This is a genomic window from Aeribacillus pallidus, from assembly GCF_050478865.1.
Classification (GTDB): Bacteria; Bacillota; Bacilli; order Bacillales; family JACDOC01; genus JACDOC01.
Genome location: NZ_JBCNBW010000060.1, coordinates 1 through 20,354 on the forward strand (window position 1 = coordinate 1; position 20,354 = coordinate 20,354).

15 protein-coding genes and 1 riboswitch are annotated in these 20,354 nt (G+C 40.9%); of the genes, 7 read left to right on the plus strand and 8 right to left on the minus strand.

What is annotated here, in order from left to right:
* Nucleotides 1-345 precede the first annotated feature (345 nt).
* Nucleotides 346-1,320, plus strand: a complete 975-nt coding sequence (locus tag ABES52_RS13055) for a metallophosphoesterase family protein (protein WP_429651617.1) — start codon at nucleotides 346-348, stop codon at nucleotides 1,318-1,320.
* Nucleotides 1,321-1,732: 412 nt separating this feature from the next.
* Entirely contained in the window at nucleotides 1,733-3,145 is a 1,413-nt protein-coding gene (locus ABES52_RS13060) for a glycoside hydrolase family 18 protein (protein ID WP_429651618.1), read from the plus strand.
* A 488-nt stretch (nucleotides 3,146-3,633) separates the two neighbouring features.
* Here ABES52_RS13060 and ABES52_RS13065 read toward each other — a convergent pair whose 3' ends face one another.
* Nucleotides 3,634-4,425, minus strand: coding sequence for an ABC transporter permease (locus tag ABES52_RS13065; protein WP_429651619.1), 792 nt, complete (start codon nucleotides 4,423-4,425; stop codon nucleotides 3,634-3,636).
* Between the two features lie 19 nt (nucleotides 4,426-4,444).
* Complete coding sequence (locus ABES52_RS13070; protein ID WP_429651620.1) at nucleotides 4,445-5,083, minus strand: ABC transporter ATP-binding protein; 639 nt, start codon at nucleotides 5,081-5,083, stop codon at nucleotides 4,445-4,447.
* A gap of 247 nt (nucleotides 5,084-5,330) precedes the next feature.
* Between ABES52_RS13070 and ABES52_RS13075 the strand changes: the two genes are divergently transcribed.
* Nucleotides 5,331-5,948 carry a class I SAM-dependent methyltransferase gene (locus ABES52_RS13075; protein WP_429651621.1) on the plus strand — a complete coding sequence of 206 codons (618 nt, stop codon included), beginning with the start codon at nucleotides 5,331-5,333 and terminating at the stop codon, nucleotides 5,946-5,948.
* Nucleotides 5,949-6,006: 58 nt separating this feature from the next.
* Here the strand turns inward: ABES52_RS13075 and ABES52_RS13080 are convergent, their stop codons facing one another.
* The 4 genes from ABES52_RS13080 to ABES52_RS13095 form a co-directional block, all read right to left on the minus strand.
* Nucleotides 6,007-7,110: an iron-containing alcohol dehydrogenase family protein gene (locus ABES52_RS13080; RefSeq protein WP_429651622.1), complete on the minus strand. Its 1,104-nt coding sequence runs from the start codon at nucleotides 7,108-7,110 to the stop codon at nucleotides 6,007-6,009.
* Between the two features lie 72 nt (nucleotides 7,111-7,182).
* Complete coding sequence (locus tag ABES52_RS13085) at nucleotides 7,183-8,013, minus strand: MetQ/NlpA family ABC transporter substrate-binding protein (RefSeq protein ID WP_429651623.1); 831 nt, start codon at nucleotides 8,011-8,013, stop codon at nucleotides 7,183-7,185.
* 50 nt (nucleotides 8,014-8,063) lie between these two features.
* Entirely contained in the window at nucleotides 8,064-8,729 is a 666-nt protein-coding gene (locus tag ABES52_RS13090) for a methionine ABC transporter permease (RefSeq protein WP_429651624.1), read from the minus strand.
* The gene (locus ABES52_RS13095; protein ID WP_429651625.1) at nucleotides 8,719-9,732 is read right to left on the minus strand and encodes a methionine ABC transporter ATP-binding protein; all 1,014 of its coding nucleotides are present in this window, start codon (nucleotides 9,730-9,732) and stop codon (nucleotides 8,719-8,721) included. Before ABES52_RS13095 ends, ABES52_RS13090 begins: the two co-directional genes overlap by 11 nt.
* A 118-nt stretch (nucleotides 9,733-9,850) precedes the next feature.
* A riboswitch (SAM riboswitch) is annotated at nucleotides 9,851-9,959 on the minus strand.
* Between the two features lie 239 nt (nucleotides 9,960-10,198).
* On the opposite strand from ABES52_RS13095, the gene ABES52_RS13100 reads away from it, so the two are divergent.
* Nucleotides 10,199-10,378 (plus strand): hypothetical protein, encoded by a 180-nt coding sequence (locus ABES52_RS13100; protein ID WP_429651626.1) that lies wholly within the window; start codon nucleotides 10,199-10,201, stop codon nucleotides 10,376-10,378.
* A gap of 90 nt (nucleotides 10,379-10,468) precedes the next feature.
* On the opposite strand, the gene gltC is transcribed toward ABES52_RS13100, so the two are convergent.
* Entirely contained in the window at nucleotides 10,469-11,371 is a 903-nt protein-coding gene (gene gltC, locus ABES52_RS13105; RefSeq protein ID WP_429651627.1) for a glutamate biosynthesis transcriptional regulator GltC, read from the minus strand.
* Nucleotides 11,372-11,499: 128 nt separating this feature from the next.
* Here gltC and gltB point away from each other — a divergent pair, with 128 nt between their 5' ends.
* From gltB to ABES52_RS13120, 3 genes are all read left to right on the plus strand, one after another.
* Entirely contained in the window at nucleotides 11,500-16,062 is a 4,563-nt protein-coding gene (gltB, locus tag ABES52_RS13110) for a glutamate synthase large subunit (protein ID WP_429651628.1), read from the plus strand.
* Between the two features lie 51 nt (nucleotides 16,063-16,113).
* A complete protein-coding gene (locus ABES52_RS13115; RefSeq protein ID WP_429651629.1) occupies nucleotides 16,114-17,595 on the plus strand; it encodes a glutamate synthase subunit beta in 1,482 nt (493 codons plus the stop codon).
* Between the two features lie 178 nt (nucleotides 17,596-17,773).
* Nucleotides 17,774-19,309, plus strand: a complete 1,536-nt coding sequence (locus ABES52_RS13120; protein ID WP_429651630.1) for an NAD(P)H-hydrate dehydratase — start codon at nucleotides 17,774-17,776, stop codon at nucleotides 19,307-19,309.
* 521 nt (nucleotides 19,310-19,830) lie between these two features.
* Here ABES52_RS13120 and ABES52_RS13125 read toward each other — a convergent pair.
* On the minus strand, nucleotides 19,831-20,316 hold the full coding sequence (locus ABES52_RS13125) for an Lrp/AsnC family transcriptional regulator (RefSeq protein ID WP_429651631.1): 486 nt from the start codon (nucleotides 20,314-20,316) through the stop codon (nucleotides 19,831-19,833).
* Nucleotides 20,317-20,354 lie beyond the last annotated feature (38 nt).

A 20,354-nucleotide genomic window follows, 5' to 3' on the forward strand; every position in this document is an offset into this window, starting at 1 on the left:
CTTTAAGGGGTGCAGTTCAACGTGCTGAAGAGGTTTTTACGTTTTTGCTTATAGGCAAATCTATAATGACACCGGTGTAGGATGCTCTCAAAAATAAAGGAAATTAACTTGAACGAAGGGATAGGCTCAATTCAATGGACATAGAAGTTGTCAAGTTATTTAATAAAAGAATATTCATTCGATTAGATATTCAAAAATTACGTAAAATAAATAAACAACAGTTTATAGATCAGCAAGAAAAAGTACTGAAAAGCAGTTAATAAAATATGATCATCACCGCAACCTATCGAATAGATTTAGGAGTTTTTACGATGAGGGGAATCTAGCAAACGGGAGGTTATTTTTATGGAAAGTAAATTTTTTAAAAAACCGAAACAACTCTGGGTCGCTCTCATCGTAATTAGTATTGTTTTATGTATGTTCTCGTGGAATGTACAATCTGAAGAAAAGTTAAGCAAGAGCAGAAAGGAACCTATACTTGTGTTTCCTGTGATTAGTGATATACATATTAAGCAAAGCGGGACAATGGATATGCAAAAGTTTCAGGAAGCGCTGGAGCAGCTAAATGAGCAAGCACCAAAACAAGATGCTTTTGTGGTAGTTGGTGATTTAACGGACAAAGGGTTAAAGGAAGAATATGACCGATTCTTTTCAATTTATGATGTAAAAAAACAACCACAAGCTATTTCCCTGTTCACCATTGGAAATCACGAATACTGGAATGGATTATCAGAAGCAGACGCTCAAAAAAGGTTCCTAGCTGAAACAGGTATGGATTCCATTTATGATCATAAGGTCATCAAAGGTTACCATTTCATCATTCTTGGTCCGGAGAACGGATTAACAAAAGGCTATTATTCCACAAAACAAATTAATTGGCTTGGTGAGCAGTTAGAACAAGCCGCGAAGGATGACCCGAAAAAACCAATATTTGTTTTTCAACATCAACCAATTAAAAATACAGTAATTGGTAGTAAATCGACTACTGAATTGAATAGAGATTTTCTTTACAATACGTTAAAGGAATATCCGCAAGTTATTCATTTTTCCGGCCATTCGCATTACCCGTTATACGACCCTAGAACCTTATATCAAAAAGACTTTACATCAGTTGGGACTTCTTCTGTAAGTTATATCACAACAGGGATTGGCTTTCTTCTAGGAGAACTGCCTCCAGGATATCAATACATTAGCCAGGGACTAATAGTTGAGGTTTATAAAAACAAAGTCGTCATTAAGCGTCGTGATTTCCACAAAAATGATTGGACAGGAGAACCGTGGGTGATCCAATTACCAGTAAAGGCCAATACATTAAATTAAAAAGGTTTATTCATTTTTCCATAACATTGTCCGTTTAAGATTCCTCAGAAGGACATTTAGATGAATCCTTCTGTTTTTTTTTTTGCTTAAAGTTCTCAAACCTTCATTAAACAGGTACCCTCGATTATATCGAACATTCATTTTAATTTTTGCTAGTCATCATTTGTTGTTTGAATTTCATTAGACCTTACTAATAAAAGCAAAGGAAAGGAATATAGTAGATATAAAGGAGAAAACCCCCGACGTTTACGAGAAAATACTCAATAATTAGGGCAAGACACATTACTTATGAGAAAAAATCCAAAATTTATGAGAAAAAATTGAACTTTTATGGGAAAAAATCTAAATTTTATGTGAAAAAACCCACGTTTATGAGAAAAAATCGAACTTTACTAGCTAGGGAGAGATGCGGATGCAAATCCATGTGGTCCAAAGAGGGGAATCTTTATGGTTGATTGCACAGCGTTACGGTGTTACCATTGATCAAATTGTAACTGCCAACCAGTTGACAGATCCGAATCGGTTGGTCGGTGGCCAAGCACTAGTTATACCAACACCTTTTAAATATCATACAGTCCGTCCAGGAGAGACATTATGGATGATCGCCAGGCGATATGGAACATCGATTGAAGCGATTGTTCAGGCCAATCGAATCAGTGACCCTTCCCTGATTTATCCCGGCTCCGTTTTGGTAATTCCTGCAAGAACCCATACGGTTCAACCCGGGGATACGTTATGGGAAATTGCCCAGCGTTATGGTACCACCGTTCAAGAAATCATTCGGGTAAATCAAATTACAAATCCAAGTCTCATTTATCCTGGAACGGTTTTAACGATCCCTTTATATAAACCTGCCATTGATGTAAACGCCTTTACGTATCAAATGGGAGAAGAAGGGGGGCGTCAAGTCCGGGAAGTAGGCCGTTATTTAACATACGCATCCCCTTTTGCTTACCTTATTAGGGAAGATGGCGGACTAGATCCGATTAATGACACCGCCATCATCCAAGCTTCCATAGCAGAGAAAGTTGTTCCAATGATGTGTATTACAAATTTTACGTACAAAGATCCCGGCTCCCGGTTGGCGAGAACAGTCCTTTCTAATGTGAATCTACAAAATCAACTGTTAACCCATATTGTCAATACGATGAAAGAAAAAGGCTATCGAGGTTTAAACATTGACTTTGAAAACGTCTATCCGGCGGATCGCGAGTTGTATAATCAATTTCTGCAACGATCAGTAGACAGACTTCATCCGGAAGGATTTTTTGTTTCAACGTCTGTTGCTCCGAAGACCAGTGGCGATCAAAAAGGGCTTTTATATGAAGCGCATGATTATCCTGCCCATGGAAGAATTGTGGACTTTGTAGTGTTAATGACGTATGAATGGGGTTATCGATTAGGTCCTCCTCAAGCGATTTCACCACTTAACCAAATTAAACGTGTTCTTGATTATGCCGTTACGGTCATCCCAAGAAACAAAATTTTTATGGGGTTCCAAGTGTACGCCCGCGACTGGCTCCTTCCTCATGTAAAAGGACAAGAGGCTGAAACGTTTAGTCCGCAGGAAGCTGTAGAGCGGGCGATTCGCTATGGAGCGACGATCCAATATGATTGGACAGCTGAATCGCCGTTTTACCGGTATGTCGATAGTCAAGGACGTACGCATGAAGTATGGTTTGAAGATGCCCGAAGTGCCCAGGCCAAATTTGATACGGTGAAGGATTACGGTCTGCGTGGAATTAGCTATTGGGTCCTTGGTTATCCATACCCACAAAATTGGTTATTACTTGAAGACAATTTTCTAATTCGTAAGATATTATAAAGCAGGTGAGAAGCTTATCGCCTAAAAAGAAAAAGAGCTATGTAGCGGAAAAATTTTCCGATTACACGCTCTTTTTTTATGGCTAAGTTAACTTACTCTGTTGATATTTGATAAAATCGAACTAGTTTATTTCCAATTAATGAAACTTATTATTCATTAAGAACGTATCAATATTAAGACTTTTATCGTTCAACAAAGGTATTAAATTGTTTGGTAAAACGTTGAGGGAGGAAAAATGAATAAGAATCAGAAATGAACAATCGTATTTATTTTATAGGTACTTCTTTTATAGCAGGTGGGTTGCATTAAAGGAATACATTGAATATTCCCGCTTATCGGGTGGATAGCTAGACTGGTATGCCAACTAATTGCTTTAGTATTTGTTATTAACTGGGAAAGAGATAAAAATAGGGTTTCTAATAAAGCAAATTAGAAGTCCTTTATTATTTACCAACTTTTGTTTTTTATATAAGATTTTAATATGAAATCTACTCATCCATGTTGTATTTCAACTGACACCTCTTATTAAAAAATGTTTGATACCCTAAGTAAAGATACAAAAGAACTGTTAACGAGACGCTTCCAACGAGTCCGAGCATGATCGCGATTTGGTATTCGACCGCGACGAGGGGAGAGGTGCCGGATAAAATTTGACCAGTCATCATCCCGGGGAGAAAGACAATTCCCATTCCGACCATTGAGTTAATCGTCGGCAGCATCGCTTCATCAAATGTCCGGTTGACGATAGGTTTGGCTGCTAATCGAGGAGTCGCTCCAAGCATGAGCGCTTCTTCAATGCGTGCTCGATCGGATTGAAATCCTTGTATTAAAGTATTGACTCCTAAGGAAATACCTGTCATCGAATTTCCGATAATCATCCCGGCAAGCGGGATAAAGTATCTCGGTTCATACCATGGCGATAAACGTATGACGATAAAGATAAAGTAACAGATACTGCACAGAATCCCGATGCCCATAGAAAGGGCAACAGCTTTTTTCATCGAAAAGGAAAGTGTGATTTTGGACCGTTTATACACATTAAAAATAGCAAACACAAGCATAATTCCGATAATCAATAACGTGATCCATGGGTTTGGATGATCAAATATGTATTGAAGTAAATATCCGACCAACATTAATTGGAGCGTCATGCGAATGGTGGATATGAGTACTTCTTTTTCTCGTGGTATTCCTTTGATTTTTAAAATAATTAGTAAAACGACAATAAATAGATAAGCAGTGGCCATTTGCCAAAAGGTTAAATCGATAATACCTTCCATGGAATCCCCCCTTATTTTCTTAATGATCTTTTTGAAGGATTAAGCTATATTTTGTTATATCAATCATATTTCCATGTATTTTTTTCAACAAATCTTTTGAATGAGTGATCATGATAATCGTTTTCTTATGTTGCTGATAAAGTTGAATCACATCAAAGATGACGGAACTTGCGGTTTCCTCATCTAACGCCGAAGTCGGCTCGTCTAATAAAAGGACCTCTGGATGTAACAGTAACGCCCGTGCTAGCGCTAGTCGTTGTTTTTCCCCGCCAGAAAGGGTGTCGGCATCTTCATCTAACGGTTTACGCAAATGAACCGTGGCTAGTATGTTTTCTAATTCATGATCTGATGGAATGGGTTTTTCTGCAAACTTACAACCGATTATAAGATTATCTTTCACCGTTCCCTCATAAATCGTTGGCGTTTGCGGGACCATGACCACTTTTCTACGGAGTTCAATCGGATCCATTTCGAATATTGATTTCCCATTAAAATAGATATTTCCTTCATCAGGGCTATGTAAATGATTAAGAAGCTTTAACAGTGTTGACTTACCACTTCCGCTCGGGCCGTATATACATGTCACCGTATGGGAAGGGATGATCAGTTCGTCAATGGACAGAATCTCTTTTATCTTGACATTTTTTAACGTAAACAATGCCAGTCCTCCTTTGGAAATACCGTACTTATTAAATATAATTGGAAAATTTAATGAAGTCCAATTATGTAATGAATCAACTAGGGGGAATGGGAGTGGTTGGAGAAAAACGGGGAGCAGGGGAGCTGTTAATTTACAACTTACAACATTAAAGGCAGATTCTATAACGTGGAAAAAGGAACCAGTTTGTTCAATTTCACGTACTTAAATATAGTGATATGTTAAGTTTCAGGAGGAGTTTTGGATTATGGAAAAAACAAAATTAATACAAAAATTCAACAAACAGGCTTCTAAATACGCAAAAAAACGTAAAAAACAGGAACAAAATATATGGCGGAAGAAAATGTTCCAGTCTGTCAAAGGAAAAACTCTTGAAGTAGCTGTTGGAGCTGGAATGAATTTTGCTTTCTTTCCGAAAAGCATAGAGTACGTAGGAGTAGATTTCAGTCCTAAAATGATTGAACAAGCGAAAGAAGCAGCCATTGAACATGGGGTTAATGCTGAATTTGTGCTATCCGATGTAGAAAGTCTGAACTTTCCTGAGAATTCCTTTGATACCATTGTATCATCGGGTTCTTTATGTAGTTATAAAGATCCAATTCAGGTTTTAAATCTTTTTAGTCAATGGTGTAAGGAAGATGGTCAGGTATTACTTATGGAGCATGGACTATTTTCCGTCCCGGCACTGGCATGGATTCAAATGAAACTTGATGATTTTGCCGTTAAAGCTATTGGATGTCATCAAAATCGGGATATCATAGATATTGTCAAGCAATCCAATTTAATCATTCACAAACATGAACGTGCATTCTTGGGATATCTTTATTTCATATGGGCAAGTCCACAAAAAGGTAATATTGGCTAATTGGCGCAAAATTACGTTTTTTAATATTTTGGTATAAAAAAAGGAGAAACCCCACTTTCTAAAGTGCATGTCTCTCCTTGTTTTTATAATTACTAGCAAATTCCTCTAGTTGATAAAAAGCTTCCACCATTGTTTCTTTATTGATAGGGACATTCATTAAATGGATGGACTCTTCTGGTTGAACAATGGCCTCGGCAATGGTGTGTAAGACTTCTTTTTCATTCGGTAAACCAAGCTGTTGAAATGTAAATGGGAGCTGTAACGCTTGATAGAAGGGGAGAAGCCTGTGGATTTCATCCCAATTATTCTCGATAACTAGCTGAATCAAAATGCCGTAAGCTACTTTTTCTCCGTGAAGTAAATGATGAGTAGATGATACTTTTGTTAGCCCGTTATGAACAGAATGAGCTCCCGCTACTCGTCCATATCGATCACCAAATCCACCAACCATCCCCCCGGCCATGATATTCGTTTCTATTACTTGTCGAAAGGAGAACGAGTCACGCTTTTCTAATAAATCGTTGATAGCTTTTGGACCGTGTTCGAGTAATGTTGTTTTACATAAATACGCTGTTTGGTGCGCAATTTTTATGGAAAGGGGAGGGCATGGGAGTTGCCGAATGATACAATCGGCCTCATACCATTTCGCTAACGTGTCAGCTATACCTGCTCGGAGGTAGGCGACAGGTGAATGTAACAACATGTTGGGATCAACTAAAACAAACGTAGCGGATTTAGGAAAGATATCGTATCTTACATAAGTTCCGTTATCATCATAAATAACGCTCAACGGGGTCCAAGCGGCACACGTCGATGCGAGTGTTGGTATTAATACGACGTCTAATCGTACTTGATTGGCGACAGCTTTTGCTAAATCGAGTACTTTTCCACCGCCAATTCCAATGATGACATCATAATCGATACAATGGGAGGATAACCGTTCGATTTCTGATAGAGAACATTCTCCATGATAACGAAAAAAGGAATAAGATAATGTTCGGTCTTTCGGGAAATAAGGTTCAACGGCGTTCCATGATCTCTGTCCACAGATGACAAAAGCTTTCGTAAAACCATATCTTTTCAGGAATGGTTCAAGGTGCTGGATCACTCCGCTTTCACATACATAATCATTCGGTGCACCACGCACTTCTAACAGGTCCAATCGAATCACTCCTTAATTGTTTATAAAGATAAGGAAAGCACCGCAACCATGCGGCGCTTCGCTAAAGGAAGTTTATTTTCGATTTAACATCCATTGCGGTTTTCCGAAGCCTTGGAAATCTTTATCGATGACTTGTTCAAACTCCTCGGATTCAACGGCTTCTTTAATGTCTTTGACAAATGGTTTGTCTAAATCTTTCGTATTAACGACGACGCGATTTCGGTAGTCATCTGGCATGTTCTCTAACTCAAGGGCATCAAGTAAATTCATTTTAGCCGCTAACGCGTAGTTTCCTGGAACAGCCGCTAAGTCCACACTTTCTACAGCCCGAGGCAGCTGGCCAGCTTCAATTGGTTTAAATTGTAGGTTTTTTACATTTTCTTTTACGTCTTTTTCTGAAACCGTTAATGGGTTTACGGATGAATCAAGAGTAATTAGTCCGGCATCTTGTAAGATTAATAGAGCTCGTGCTAAGTTTGTTGGGTCGTTCGGAATCGCAATTTCGCTACCTTCTTCAATTTCGTCTAATGAATTAAATTTATGAGAGTAAATTCCCATCGGAGCCGTCGGAACGATAATCACTTCCGATAGGTCTAAATGATGTTCTTCAGCAAACTTTTCCATATAAATTTTATGCTGAAACAGATTCGCGTCTAAGTCACCATTTGCAAGCGCTAAGTTCGGCTGAATGTAGTCGCTAAATTCAACGACTTTGACTTTATAGCCTTTCTTTTCCAAAATCGGTTGAATCGCTTTACGAACCATGTCACTGTAAGGACCGGATGTCGCTCCAATGGTAAGTTCTTTTTTCTCGGCTGCATTCGACGAAGTTTCGTTGCTTCCGCAAGCAGCTAGAAGTCCAATCGATAAAAGTAAAATGAGAATGATCGAAAATTTTTTCATGTCTGTACCCCCTAGGATATGTAATGCAATAGATTTATTTTTTAGCGTTATTATCGCTTATCTACTAGACGAGCGATATGGTCGCCAAGAAACTGAATGAGTTGAACAAGACAAATTAATATGACAATTGTCGTAATCATTACGGTATTATCGTAGCGGTAATACCCGAAGCGGATGGCTAAGTCTCCAATTCCTCCACCACCTACAATACCAGCCATAGCAGAATATCCTACTAAACTGATCGTGGTAATGGTAAGGCCATGCATAATTCCAGGACGGGCTTCAGGTAGGAGTACATCTTTTATAATCATCCATGGCGTCGCCCCAACCGCAACCGCTGCTTCAATAACGCCTTTATCAATTTCCCGCAACGACGTTTCTACGATTCTCGCAAAAAACGGAATCGCTGCGACGGACAAGGAAACAGAAGCAGCCGTCGGTCCAATCGTGGTTCCGGCGATGAGTTTCGTTAATGGTAAAAGGCCCACTAGTAAAATAACAAACGGAATGGAACGAACCATATTGACGACAAATCCGAGGGTTGATTGGATGGTCTTATTTTCTAAAAACAGCCCCCTGTCGGTGACAAATAACAAAATTCCTAATGGTAGACCTAGTAAACAGGCGATGGAAAGAGAAATGGCTACCATATAAAGAGTTTCTAAAAACGCTTTGTTTAATTCAGGTAGTAAGTTTAGCAATGAATCAAGCAGCACTTCCAATCACCTCCAATCCACTTGTTCGATGAGAAATATATTCAATGGCTTTTTGAACTTCTTGAGGATCGCCGGTTAGTTCCATAATAAAAATCCCTAATGGTAAGTCTTGAATGTACTCAATTTTCCCGTGCAAAATATTTCCTCTCACCTTAAATGTTTGCAGCATATCCGAAACAACGGCCTGTTCCGCGATCTCCCCTTTAAACTGTATTTTGACAATCGTTCCAGTCTGTTTTTGTAACAGGTGTTCCGGAAGGTCAAATTGAATCACACTTTCGATAAACGATTTGGTTAATTCTTCTTTCGGATTGGTGAAAATTTCATAAACGGTGCCTAATTCAATGACTTTTCCATCCTGCATCACAGCAATCCGGTCGCAAATATCTTTCACGACTTCCATCTCATGGGTAATTAACACGATTGTAATGCCAAGTTCTCGATTAATCTTTTTTAACAAGGACAAAATCGACTTGGTCGTACTTGGATCAAGGGCTGATGTGGCTTCATCGCATAAAAGAACAGATGGTTCATTGGCTAAAGCTCGGGCAATACCGACACGCTGTTTTTGTCCACCACTTAATTGGGAAGGATAGGCATCTCGTTTATCCAGAAGACCAACCATCTCCAACAGTTCCGTTACTCTTTTTTCAATTTCACTTTTTGATTTTTTCGCCGCTTTTAAGGCAAAGGCGATATTTTCGAATACTGTTTTCGAGCTAACAAGATGGAAATGCTGAAAAATCATCCCTATTTTTAATCGGGCTTGACGCAATTCCTTTTCATTTAAAGACGTTAAATCGACTCCATCGATGATGACATTTCCCGACGTCGGCCGTTCTAAAAGGTTTATGCAGCGCAATAGGGTACTTTTTCCTGCACCGCTATAGCCAACGATGCCAAAGATTTCTCCTTTGTTGATGGTTAACGAAACGTGATCGACACCAACGACTTGTTTATGTTTGGTCGTATACACTTTTACTAAGTCTTTAATCGCAATCATCTAATTGCTCACTCCTATTCGGTTTGAGATGTTTTAACAATCAAAAAATTTATATAACTACGAAAATAACAAAAAATGCCTCTTCCATTCAGAAAGAGGCATCGGTATCTATGTACACGACTTATCTTTCAGAATGGAAGCCATTCTGCAGGATGTGGCACCGTTCCTATGATCAGGAGGTTGCCGGACGTCATCGGGCCTGTTCCCTCGGTCTCTCTTGATAAGCGGTCTTTCGTATTGAATTTGATATCAATCTTAATATCTAAGTAAATCATTGTCAATAAGTGTTTTTTATTTCCTTTTCAAGATAACGCTTACATGGTTGTGATTTAAAGGAAAAATTTTTTTATAAATAAGAGAAATAAAAAAGGGGTAGTCGGGTAAAGAAAACTATTTATTTTTATCTTTTCTTTCTTTTAAGAAGGCTATGTTATATGTCATAGTTGATTTTTAGCAAGTTAAACACATGAAGCGAAAGGCGGCGACTCCAGCGGGAACAAGAAGCCAGGCAAGACCCTTATTTGAGCGAGGGAAGCGGCTTGCGGCTTGCCCGCGGAAAGCGTCCGCCACAAGCGGAATGTATAAATATCAACAGTATCGTTTAACAGACATTCATGCCAATTGCCATTGGAACACCGATGAATGAAATAACAGTAAAAGTTATCCACAGTTATTTTAGGGTAGAGCCTTTAAGAAGAGACAGTACAACCTGTCCCTTTATGTTGGGTGTATTTTTTTATTGATACTGCTGCAACCTTGAGAAAAATTGTTTAACAAAATCATAAAACACTTTAACAGACGGAGCGAGGTTATGGCGAGTAGAATAAATGACCCCAACATTTCGTTTCACTTGGGGCATGTCAATCGGAATTTTGACCGTGTAGCGAGGCATCGTGTCATAAAATGTGTTTTCTGGAAGAAGGGTTACCCCAATTCCAGCTGATACCAGTCCTTTGATTGCGTCTAAATCTTCTCCTTCCGAGGAGATGATCGGAGAAAAACCGGCTTGTCGGCAAGCATTAATGACGATGGTATGGAGTACATACCCTTTCGGAAAGGTAACGAACGGTTCATTGCGCAGTTCATTTAAGGCTAAACGCTCTCGTTTGGCTAAGTGATGGTGAAGGGGCAATAGTACAGCAAAGGACTCCATAAATAAAATTTCTCCTTTTAGTTCTTTCTCATCCGTTGGAACGGGGCCAATAAACGCTAAATCGAGCTCTCGATTTTTCACCGCTTCGATTAAAAAATGATACGATCCTTGACGTAAATGGAATTTGACATTTGGATGTTCTTCTTTAAAGGAGGAAATCACCATTGGCAGCGTATGACTGGCTAAACTGGACGGAAATCCAATTTTAATCGTCCCATGTTCGGGATCTAAATATTCCTCAATTTGCTGCTTGGCGTTTTCGACTGCTCGTAACACAGCTTCGGCATGGGGTAAAAAATACTTTCCAATTGGTGTTAGCTTGACATTTCGTCCTTCTCGTTCAAACAATTGGACCCCTAACTCGGCCTCTAAATTAGCAATCTGGCGACTGATCGCGGACTGGGCCACGTGGAGTGTATCGGCTGCTTCAGAAACGTGTTCTCTTTTCGCTACTTCCACAAAATAAATGAGCTGTCTTAGTTCCATCACGGACACTCCTTACGATTCATCTCAAAATGAGATTGATTTAATCTGAATTATATATTGTTTATATAAATTTTGAAAATTAAAATGATTATTACAGGCGCAACGGTGAAACGAATGGGGGGAGATAAATGACGAAACGGTATGGATTACCTAAAGCACAAGGTCTCTACCGTTCTGAGTTTGAACATGATGCTTGTGGGATTGGGTTATATGCTCATCTAAAAGGAAAGCCGTCCCAGGATATCGTGAAGAAAGGAATTCATATGTTACGGCAATTAGAACATCGTGGGGGACAAGGAAGCGACCCGGAAACTGGGGATGGCGCAGGAATAATGGTTCAAATTCCTCACGAGTTTTTTCATAATGTGTGTACTCATATCGATCTTCCAGAAGCGGGACGATATGGGGTTGGGATGATTTTTTTCCCAGAAAACGAGGATGAACGGACAACCTATGAACAAAAAATCAACGAAATTATCGAAAAAGAAGGACAAATCGTATTAGGATGGCGAACTGTACCAGTAAATGTCGAAAAACTCGGAAAATTAGCAAAAGAAAGTAAACCGTTTATTCGTCAAGTGTTTATTGGCGCCAACGACAAACTAACGGACGACCTATCTTTTGAAAGAAAGTTGTATGTGATTCGAAAGCTTGCCGAAAAGCTGGTATTGTCGAACGAATTTTATTTCGCCAGTCTATCCAGTCGTACCATCGTCTACAAAGGATTGTTAACACCTGATCAATTAGACGAGTTTTACCTAGATTTACAAGATGAACGCTTTCAATCGGCATTTGCGCTTGTTCACTCCCGTTTTAGTACGAATACCTTCCCAAGCTGGGAACGAGCTCATCCGAATCGCTATTTAATCCATAATGGTGAAATCAATACACTTCGTGGAAATATTAACTGGATGAACGCGAGGGAAAAACAATTTGTTTCTGAATATTTTGGTGATGACTTAGAAAAAATCAAGCCGATTTTGGACATGAACGGAAGCGATTCATCCATTTTAGATAATGCATTTGAATTTTTGGTACTGGCAGGGAAAAAGCCAGCCCATGCCGCGATGATGTTGATTCCTGAGCCATGGTTTTGGGACAGTGAAATGGATGATGACAAAAAAGCGTTTTATGAATATCACAGTTGTTTAATGGAGCCATGGGATGGTCCAACAGCGATTTCATTTACAGATGGTAAGCAAATTGGCGCGATTTTAGATCGCAACGGCCTCAGACCTGCTCGTTATTATGTTACTAAAGACGATTATATCATTTTTTCGTCCGAAGTAGGCGTCATTGATGTGGAACCTGAAAATATTTTGTACAAAGAGCGGTTAAGTCCTGGAAAAATGCTTCTCATTGACCTTGAAGAGGGAAGAATTATTTCCGATGAAGAAATCAAACATGAGGTGGCCAATGAAAAACCGTATCGCCAATGGGTGAATAATCAACTAGTCACGCTGGATGATTTCCATATCCCATCCGTAACAGAAAAGGTAACGAACCTTGTTCAATTACAAAAAGCGTTTGGTTATACGTATGAAGACGTAGAAAAAATGATGCTTTCGATGATCAAAGATGGAAAAGATCCGACCGGTGCCATGGGGAACGATACACCTCTTGCGGTTTTGTCTGATCGTCCGCAAAGTTTGTTTAATTACTTTAAACAGTTGTTTGCCCAAGTAACGAATCCACCGATTGATGCGATTCGCGAATACCTCGTGACTTCTACGATGACGCTCCTTGGAAAAGAAGGAAATCTTCTTCATCCAGATGAAACGGCTGCGCGCCGCATTCGTTTGGATTCACCGATTCTTTCCAATGAAGAACTCGCGGGCTTAAAAGAAAATCCATATCCGGAATTTCGCTCAACAATATTACCAACATTGTTTACTTCCGATTTAAAAGAAGCATTGGAACAGCTTTTCAAACAAGCGGATACAGCGTTTGAACAAGGAGCTGTTTTATTAGTGCTATCCGATCGAGCGGTCAGTCCGCATCATGTAGCGATTCCGCCTTTACTTGCAGTAAGTGCGCTCCATCAATATTTAATTCGACAAGGAACGCGGACAAAAGTAAGTATCATTGTTGAATGCGGAGAAGCGCGAGAAGTGCATCATTTTGCGGCATTAATCGGTTTTGGGGCAGATGCGATTAATCCGTATTTAGCTTTTGAAACGATTCGACACATGACCGAAACAGGAACCCTTTCACTTTCTTATCAAAAGGCTGTTTACCAATACAAAAAAGCGGTAACCGATGGGGTCGTGAAGGTGATGTCCAAAATGGGGATTTCCACCGTGCAAAGCTATCGGGGAGCCCAAATTTTTGAAGCAGTCGGCATCGGAAAAGAAGTCATCGACGAATATTTTACAGGAACCGCCTCCCAAATTGGTGGAATTGGGTTAGAAGAAATCGCGAAAGAAGCGAAAATGCGTCACGAAGCGGCATTCCAGACGGCGTACCAGGATGACACATTAGATTCTGGAAGCGAGTTTCAATGGCGAAGAAACGGAGAACATCATGCGTTTAATCCAAAAACGATTCATACATTGCAATGGGCGTGCCGAAAAAATGATTACGAATTATACAAGCAATATTCAAAAATGGCGAATGAAGAGCGGATGACGTTTTTGCGAAACCTGTTTGAATTTGTTCCAAATCGAAAACCGATTCCGTTAGACGAAGTGGAACCGGTGGAATCGATTGTTCGTCGTTTCAAAACAGGAGCGATGTCTTATGGATCGTTAAGTGAGGAAGCTCATGAAGCGCTGGCGATTGCGATGAACCGTATAGGAGGCAAAAGCAATAGCGGAGAAGGTGGGGAAGACCCTCGCCGTTACGTTCCGGATGAAAACGGAGATTTACGGAAGAGTGCCATTAAACAAATTGCTTCTGGTCGCTTCGGTGTAAAAAGTCATTATTTAGTAAATGCCGATGAATTACAAATCAAAATGGCGCAAGGAGCCAAACCGGGAGAAGGAGGGCAACTGCCAGGGAAAAAAGTATATCCTTGGATCGGAAAGGTGCGCGGTTCTACCCCGGGCGTCGAACTCATTTCACCTCCACCACACCATGACATTTATTCCATTGAAGATTTAGCCCAGCTCATTTACGACTTAAAAAATGCGAATCGCAACGCTCGTGTCAGTGTCAAGCTCGTTTCCAAAGCAGGGGTTGGGACGATTGCGGCAGGTGTCGCCAAAGGCGGGGCCGATGTCATTGTCATCAGCGGCTATGACGGAGGAACCGGTGCTTCACCGAAAACGAGCATTAAGCATGCCGGCTTACCGTGGGAGCTAGGGCTTGCCGAAACACATCAAACGTTAATGCTCAACGGGTTGCGTGATCGAGTCGTTTTAGAGACAGATGGTAAATTAATGACCGGGAAAGATGTTGTCATGGCGGCGTTGTTCGGAGCTGAAGAGTTCGGATTTGCGACCGCACCACTCGTTGTCTTAGGGTGTGTCATGATGCGCGTCTGTCATTTAGACACATGTCCAGTGGGGGTGGCCACCCAAAATCCAGCGCTTCGTGAGAAATTTATGGGAAAACCAGAACATGTCGTCAATTACATGTATTTCGTTGCCCAAGAAGTTCGCGAATTAATGGCTCAACTTGGCTTTCGGACATTGGACGAAATGGTCGGCCGCGTTGACATCTTAAAGGTAAGTGAACGTGCTAAACGACATTGGAAAGCGAAACATCTTGACTTATCACGCTTACTCTATCAAGTAGACGGACCACGGACATTTGCTCGTCAAAAGCATCATGGACTCGAAAACACATTAGACGTTCAGTCGATTTTACCAGCTCTTACGCCAGCATTAGAGACTAAGAAAAAAGTGGACCTACATTTAAATATCAGAAATATTGATCGAACGGTTGGCACAATCGCAGGTAGTGAAATTTCTAAACGCTTTGGAGAAGAAGGGCTGCCGGAAGATACCATCAACTTATATTTTTACGGGTCTGCTGGCCAAAGCTTCGCTGCATTTGTGCCAAAAGGGATGACAATGACCCTTGTGGGGGATGCGAACGACTATGTAGGTAAAGGGCTATCCGGTGGAAAAATCATCGTTCTTCCACCAGAGGAAGCATCCTTTGCAACAGGAGAAAATGTGATTATCGGGAACGTTGCCTTTTACGGAGCGACATCCGGTGAAGCATACATTCGCGGTCGTGCTGGTGAAAGATTTTGCGTCCGTAACAGCGGTGTTCATGCGGTTGTTGAAGGAGTAGGTGATCATGGCTGTGAATATATGACAGGCGGTCGGGTTGTGATCATCGGATCTGTCGGTAAAAACTTTGCTGCCGGAATGTCTGGTGGAATTGCTTATGTGTTAGCCGATCATGAAGAGCAATTCTATCGAACGGCAAATCGAGAACTGGTATTGTTTGAATCGCTTGAAGAAAAAGAGGAAATGGAACTTGTGTACAATATGCTCGCCAAGCACTACCAATATACGGGAAGTACGAAAGCCGCTCACTTATTAGACCAATGGGACAAATATGTGAAAAAATTTATCAAAGTCATTCCACGAAACTACAAGCTAATGACGGAAACGATCGACCAACTCGAACATTCAGGTTTATCGAAAGAACAAGCTCAGTTAGCGGCTTTTGAAGCTGTTACAAAACAAAAAAAGTCGGTTGTGAACGAGTCACATAAAAAAGAAGCGATCGTGTAAATAAGCAGGTTCCTTCATCGCGTGGCTGTTCACGAAAAAGGAGGGGAATAAATGGGAAAAACGACCGGGTTTATGGAATATATGCGAGAAGAAGAAGTAAAACGTCATCCACTTTCCCGCCTTGACGATTGGAACGAATATACGTCCCCATTTTCTGAGGAAACACTCGCTCGACAAGGTGCCCGCTGTATGGACTGCGGGACCCCTTTTTGTCACATGGGAATGGAGATCAATGGACTTACATCTGGGTGTCCGATTCATAATTTAATCCCTGAATGGAATGATCTTGTGTATCGTGGAAGATGGAAAGAAGCATTAGATCGCTTATTAAAAACGAATAACTTCCCAGAGTTTACGGGCCGGGTTTGTCCGGCGCCTTGTGAAGGTTCGTGTACGGTCGCGATTTCTGATCCAGCAGTCGCCATTAAAAGCATTGAGCGGGCGATTATCGATAAAGGATTTGCGGAAGGTTGGATTCAACCAAGAATTCCTGAAAAGCGCACTGGAAAAAAGGTGGCTATTGTCGGCTCTGGTCCTGCTGGGTTGGCGTGTGCAGACCAGTTAAATCAGGCGGGGCATTCCGTTACGGTTTATGAGCGCGCTGACCGAATCGGTGGGTTATTGATGTATGGGATTCCTAATATGAAACTTGAAAAAGAAATCGTCGAGCGACGGGTTCGACTGTTAGAAGCGGAAGGCATCACTTTTATTACTAATACGGAAGTTGGAAAAGATATTACCGCAGAGGAGCTTCAGTCCCAATACGATGCGGTCGTCTTATGTACGGGCGCTCAAAAACAACGTGACTTAGTCATAGAAGGAAGAGAGTTGTCAGGTGTTCATTTTGCTATGGATTATTTAACGGTTTCCACGAAAAAAATGCTTGGTTCTACTGTTGATGAAGAAAAGTGGATTGATACGAAAGGTAAGCATGTCATTGTCATTGGCGGCGGGGATACTGGGGCGGACTGTGTCGCGACCGCTCTTCGCCAACAATGTAAAAGCGTCGTTCAATTCGGAAAACATCCTGCATTGCCACAAAAGCGGACCGAAGACAATCCGTGGCCGCTATTCCCACTTGTGTTTACGCTCGATTATGCGTACGAAGAAGCGAAAGCAAAATTCGGTACCGACCCGCGTCAATATTGTATTCAAACGAAAAAAATCGTCGGGGACGAACATGGCAATGTCAAAGAGTTGCATACGATTCAAATGGAAAAGACGGTGGATGCAAACGGAAATGTTGTGTTCAACGAAATTCCTGGTACGGAAAAAGTTTGGCCATGCGATTTAGTTTTTATTGCGATTGGCTTTGAAGGTCCTGAGCAGCCTGTCCTAAAGCAATTTGGTGTAGAGACTGTCAACAAAAAAGTCAATGCTCCGTACGGAACATATACGACGAACGTAGAAGGCGTGTTTGCAGCAGGGGACGCCCGCCGAGGTCAAAGCCTAATCGTTTGGGCGATTCATGAAGGCCGGGAAGCCGCAAGAGAAGTGGACCGCTTCTTAATGGGTGTCACGCATTTGCCGTAACTTTTGAACTTTATCAATATAGGGAATGGGAGATGACATCAAGCTGACCGAAGAGTGTTCCATCTTATGAAAGATGATGAGATGGACGCTCGAATGGGGTCAGCTTTTTTGGTGAGTAAAGAAAACAGGACCAAAATTTTCTATAATATGGATAGAAAAAGTTTTCGAGGTGAATAGTATGCGTATCGTAACAGCTGAGGAAATGTATGCCATTGATCGATATACGATCGAGCACATCGGAATAAGCGAAGAATCGTTAATGGAAAACGCCGGACAAGCAGTGGCCAAGGTGTTGTTACATAAACTCTCCCATCATCACCGAATCGCTGTTATTGCTGGAATCGGAAACAATGGGGGCGACGGATTTGTCGTGGCCCGCGTGTTAAAAAGCTTCGGATACATAACCGATTTATGGTTAATTCCACCAAAAGAAAAACTAAAAGGTGCCGCAAAACAAGCGCTAACCATTTATGAACGGTCGGGGTACGAAGTAAATCATTATGTTGGAAATGAGGAACGTTTTCATCAACAATTGTGTTGCTATGATGTCATCATTGACGCAATGCTCGGAATTGGCGTGAAAGGTCCATTGCGTTCGCCTTATAAAGAAATCATAGAGATGATAAACAAACTGGAGACGCCATCCGTATATGCAATCGATATCCCAAGTGGAATCCCGGCAGACGGGGGAGCTGTAGACACTGCCATTCAAGCGGACGTAACGATCACAATTCAGTCACCAAAACTTAGTGCCTACCTATATCCAACAGCCGATTTTTATGGAGAAGTGATCACGGTTGATATCGGAATTCCTCCCATCGCGATCGATAAAAGGGCAGCGTACAGGAAATGTTGGACAGAAAACGATGTGGTGAAAACATTACCAAGAAGGCCACGTTTTTCCCATAAGGGGACGTTTGGGAAAGGAATGGTTATTGGTGGTTCTCGGAACATGAGCGGGGCCATTACGATGACTGCAAAAGCCGCTTTACGGAGCGGTGCTGGATTATTGACGATGGCGATTCCTGATGATATCTCTTCTGTGGCGGCTACGCATGTACCAGAAGTCATGTACTACCCATGTCCATCGGAAAACGGTCACTTCCGTGGAGAGATCGATTTATCGAACTTCGATTTGGATGCTGTAGCCATTGGTCCAGGCATGGGAAGAACAGCAGGAACCAAACAGATTGTAAAAACTGTGCTAGAACAAGAGATTCCAGTCGTCCTCGATGCCGATGCCTTATATTTTTGGAAGGACTATGAGTCTCTTGTTCAACATCGAACGGCCGTTACCGTACTCACGCCTCATCCTGGCGAAATGGCGAGAATGTTGGACATATCAGTAAATGAAGTAGAAAACAATCGGTTCGGAATAGCGAAACGGTTTGCAACTGAATACGGAGTATATCTCGTGTTAAAAGGTCCTTATACGATTATTACAACACCAGAGGGAGAGCAATTCGTGAACACAACCGGTAATCCAGCGCTCGCTAAAGGGGGAAGTGGGGATGTGTTAACCGGGATGATAGTAGCGTTCTTAATGCAGCATCAACATGTGCATGAAGCGATTTGCAATGCGATATATGTGCACGGGAAAGCAGCGGATGAGCTCGTTCAATCTAACCATTCCCCGCTGGATGTCCTCGCATCGGATGTCATTGACGCCATTCCAAAAACTCTTTATGACCTTTATCAAAAGAAACATTCGTGAAATAAGGTGGCCGTCAGTAATAGGTTTACTTGTAGGAGAATAACACAATTATATGGAATTTTATGTTAATATTTTTGTAATGGATATTCAATTATTAGGGTGAGTTTATTAAATAAAGTTAGGGATCATTTGAACTTTATTACCAAAAAGGGAGTAAGAGAATGTTTCCAATAATAGAAACTGAAAGACTGCTATTGAGAGAAATTGTGAAAGAAGATGCTCAAAGTATTTAGGGTTCTGAGAAATTATATGTATCAAAATAGTGTTCCATATGATACATACGTTTACTCTTTGTTAAGAACGGAAATTAATTTCATGTAATCTATAACCAAAGCTAGAAAATATAATGTAACTTAAGGAATCCATCATCGAGTACGTTAACCCAATAAGAAGAAAGAGTAACGCTCGGAAAAAAATTCGAGCGTTTTTCTTTGCGATTTATATTGTTATTGTTGGGTTAAATGTGTTTTTTAACATTTTTCCCTTCCCAAAGTGAACCCGTTAGTCGAATCTCCACCATTTTATTCTTCCTCTTCCATAATCGGTAAAGCCGTGGAATACTTCACTTCACGTAACGAAAGACTCGTTTGAATTCTTGTAATCCCCAGGCTATTCAGCTTACGAATAAAGGCTTCTAAATCGTTTCGGTCTTTGATGGCGACTTTTAATACATAATCATACTCTCCGGTCAAACAGTGACACTCAAGCACTTCTGGCATAGCCGCAAAGGCGTTTTCCAATACTTCGAGTTTTTCTGCTTGATGAATGTTCGTACTAATAAAAATAAAGCATAGTAGGTTAAACCCTAGCTTTTCTTGATTCAAAATAACGACTTGGCGATCGATATACCCTTCGTTTTCTAACCGTTTCACACGTGTATGCGTCGCTGGAGGAGATAAATTCACTTGACGTGCCAGCTCGGCATTACTGATTTGGGCGTTTGTTTGTAACACATGTAAGATTTGTAGATCCACTTCATCTAATCCTTTTCGAACGTGAGAGTTCACCCATAGTCCCTCCTCTTTCGATTATTTCAAAAAATGGT

Bases quoted from the DNA above. Each gene is read 5' to 3' on its own strand.
- ABES52_RS13055 (WP_429651617.1), top strand. From the start codon at position 346: ATGGAAAGTAAATTTTTTAAAAAACCGAAACAACTCTGGGTCGCTCTC.
- ABES52_RS13060 (WP_429651618.1), top strand. From the start codon at position 1,733: ATGCAAATCCATGTGGTCCAAAGAGGGGAATCTTTATGGTTGATTGCA.
- ABES52_RS13065 (WP_429651619.1), bottom strand. From the start codon at position 4,425: ATGGAAGGTATTATCGATTTAACCTTTTGGCAAATGGCCACTGCTTAT.
- ABES52_RS13075 (WP_429651621.1), top strand. From the start codon at position 5,331: ATGGAAAAAACAAAATTAATACAAAAATTCAACAAACAGGCTTCTAAA.
- ABES52_RS13085 (WP_429651623.1), bottom strand. From the start codon at position 8,013: ATGAAAAAATTTTCGATCATTCTCATTTTACTTTTATCGATTGGACTT.
- ABES52_RS13095 (WP_429651625.1), bottom strand. From the start codon at position 9,732: ATGATTGCGATTAAAGACTTAGTAAAAGTGTATACGACCAAACATAAA.
- ABES52_RS13100 (WP_429651626.1), top strand. From the start codon at position 10,199: ATGAAGCGAAAGGCGGCGACTCCAGCGGGAACAAGAAGCCAGGCAAGA.
- gltC (WP_429651627.1), bottom strand. From the start codon at position 11,371: ATGGAACTAAGACAGCTCATTTATTTTGTGGAAGTAGCGAAAAGAGAA.
- gltB (WP_429651628.1), top strand. From the start codon at position 11,500: ATGACGAAACGGTATGGATTACCTAAAGCACAAGGTCTCTACCGTTCT.
- ABES52_RS13115 (WP_429651629.1), top strand. From the start codon at position 16,114: ATGGGAAAAACGACCGGGTTTATGGAATATATGCGAGAAGAAGAAGTA.
- ABES52_RS13120 (WP_429651630.1), top strand. From the start codon at position 17,774: ATGCGTATCGTAACAGCTGAGGAAATGTATGCCATTGATCGATATACG.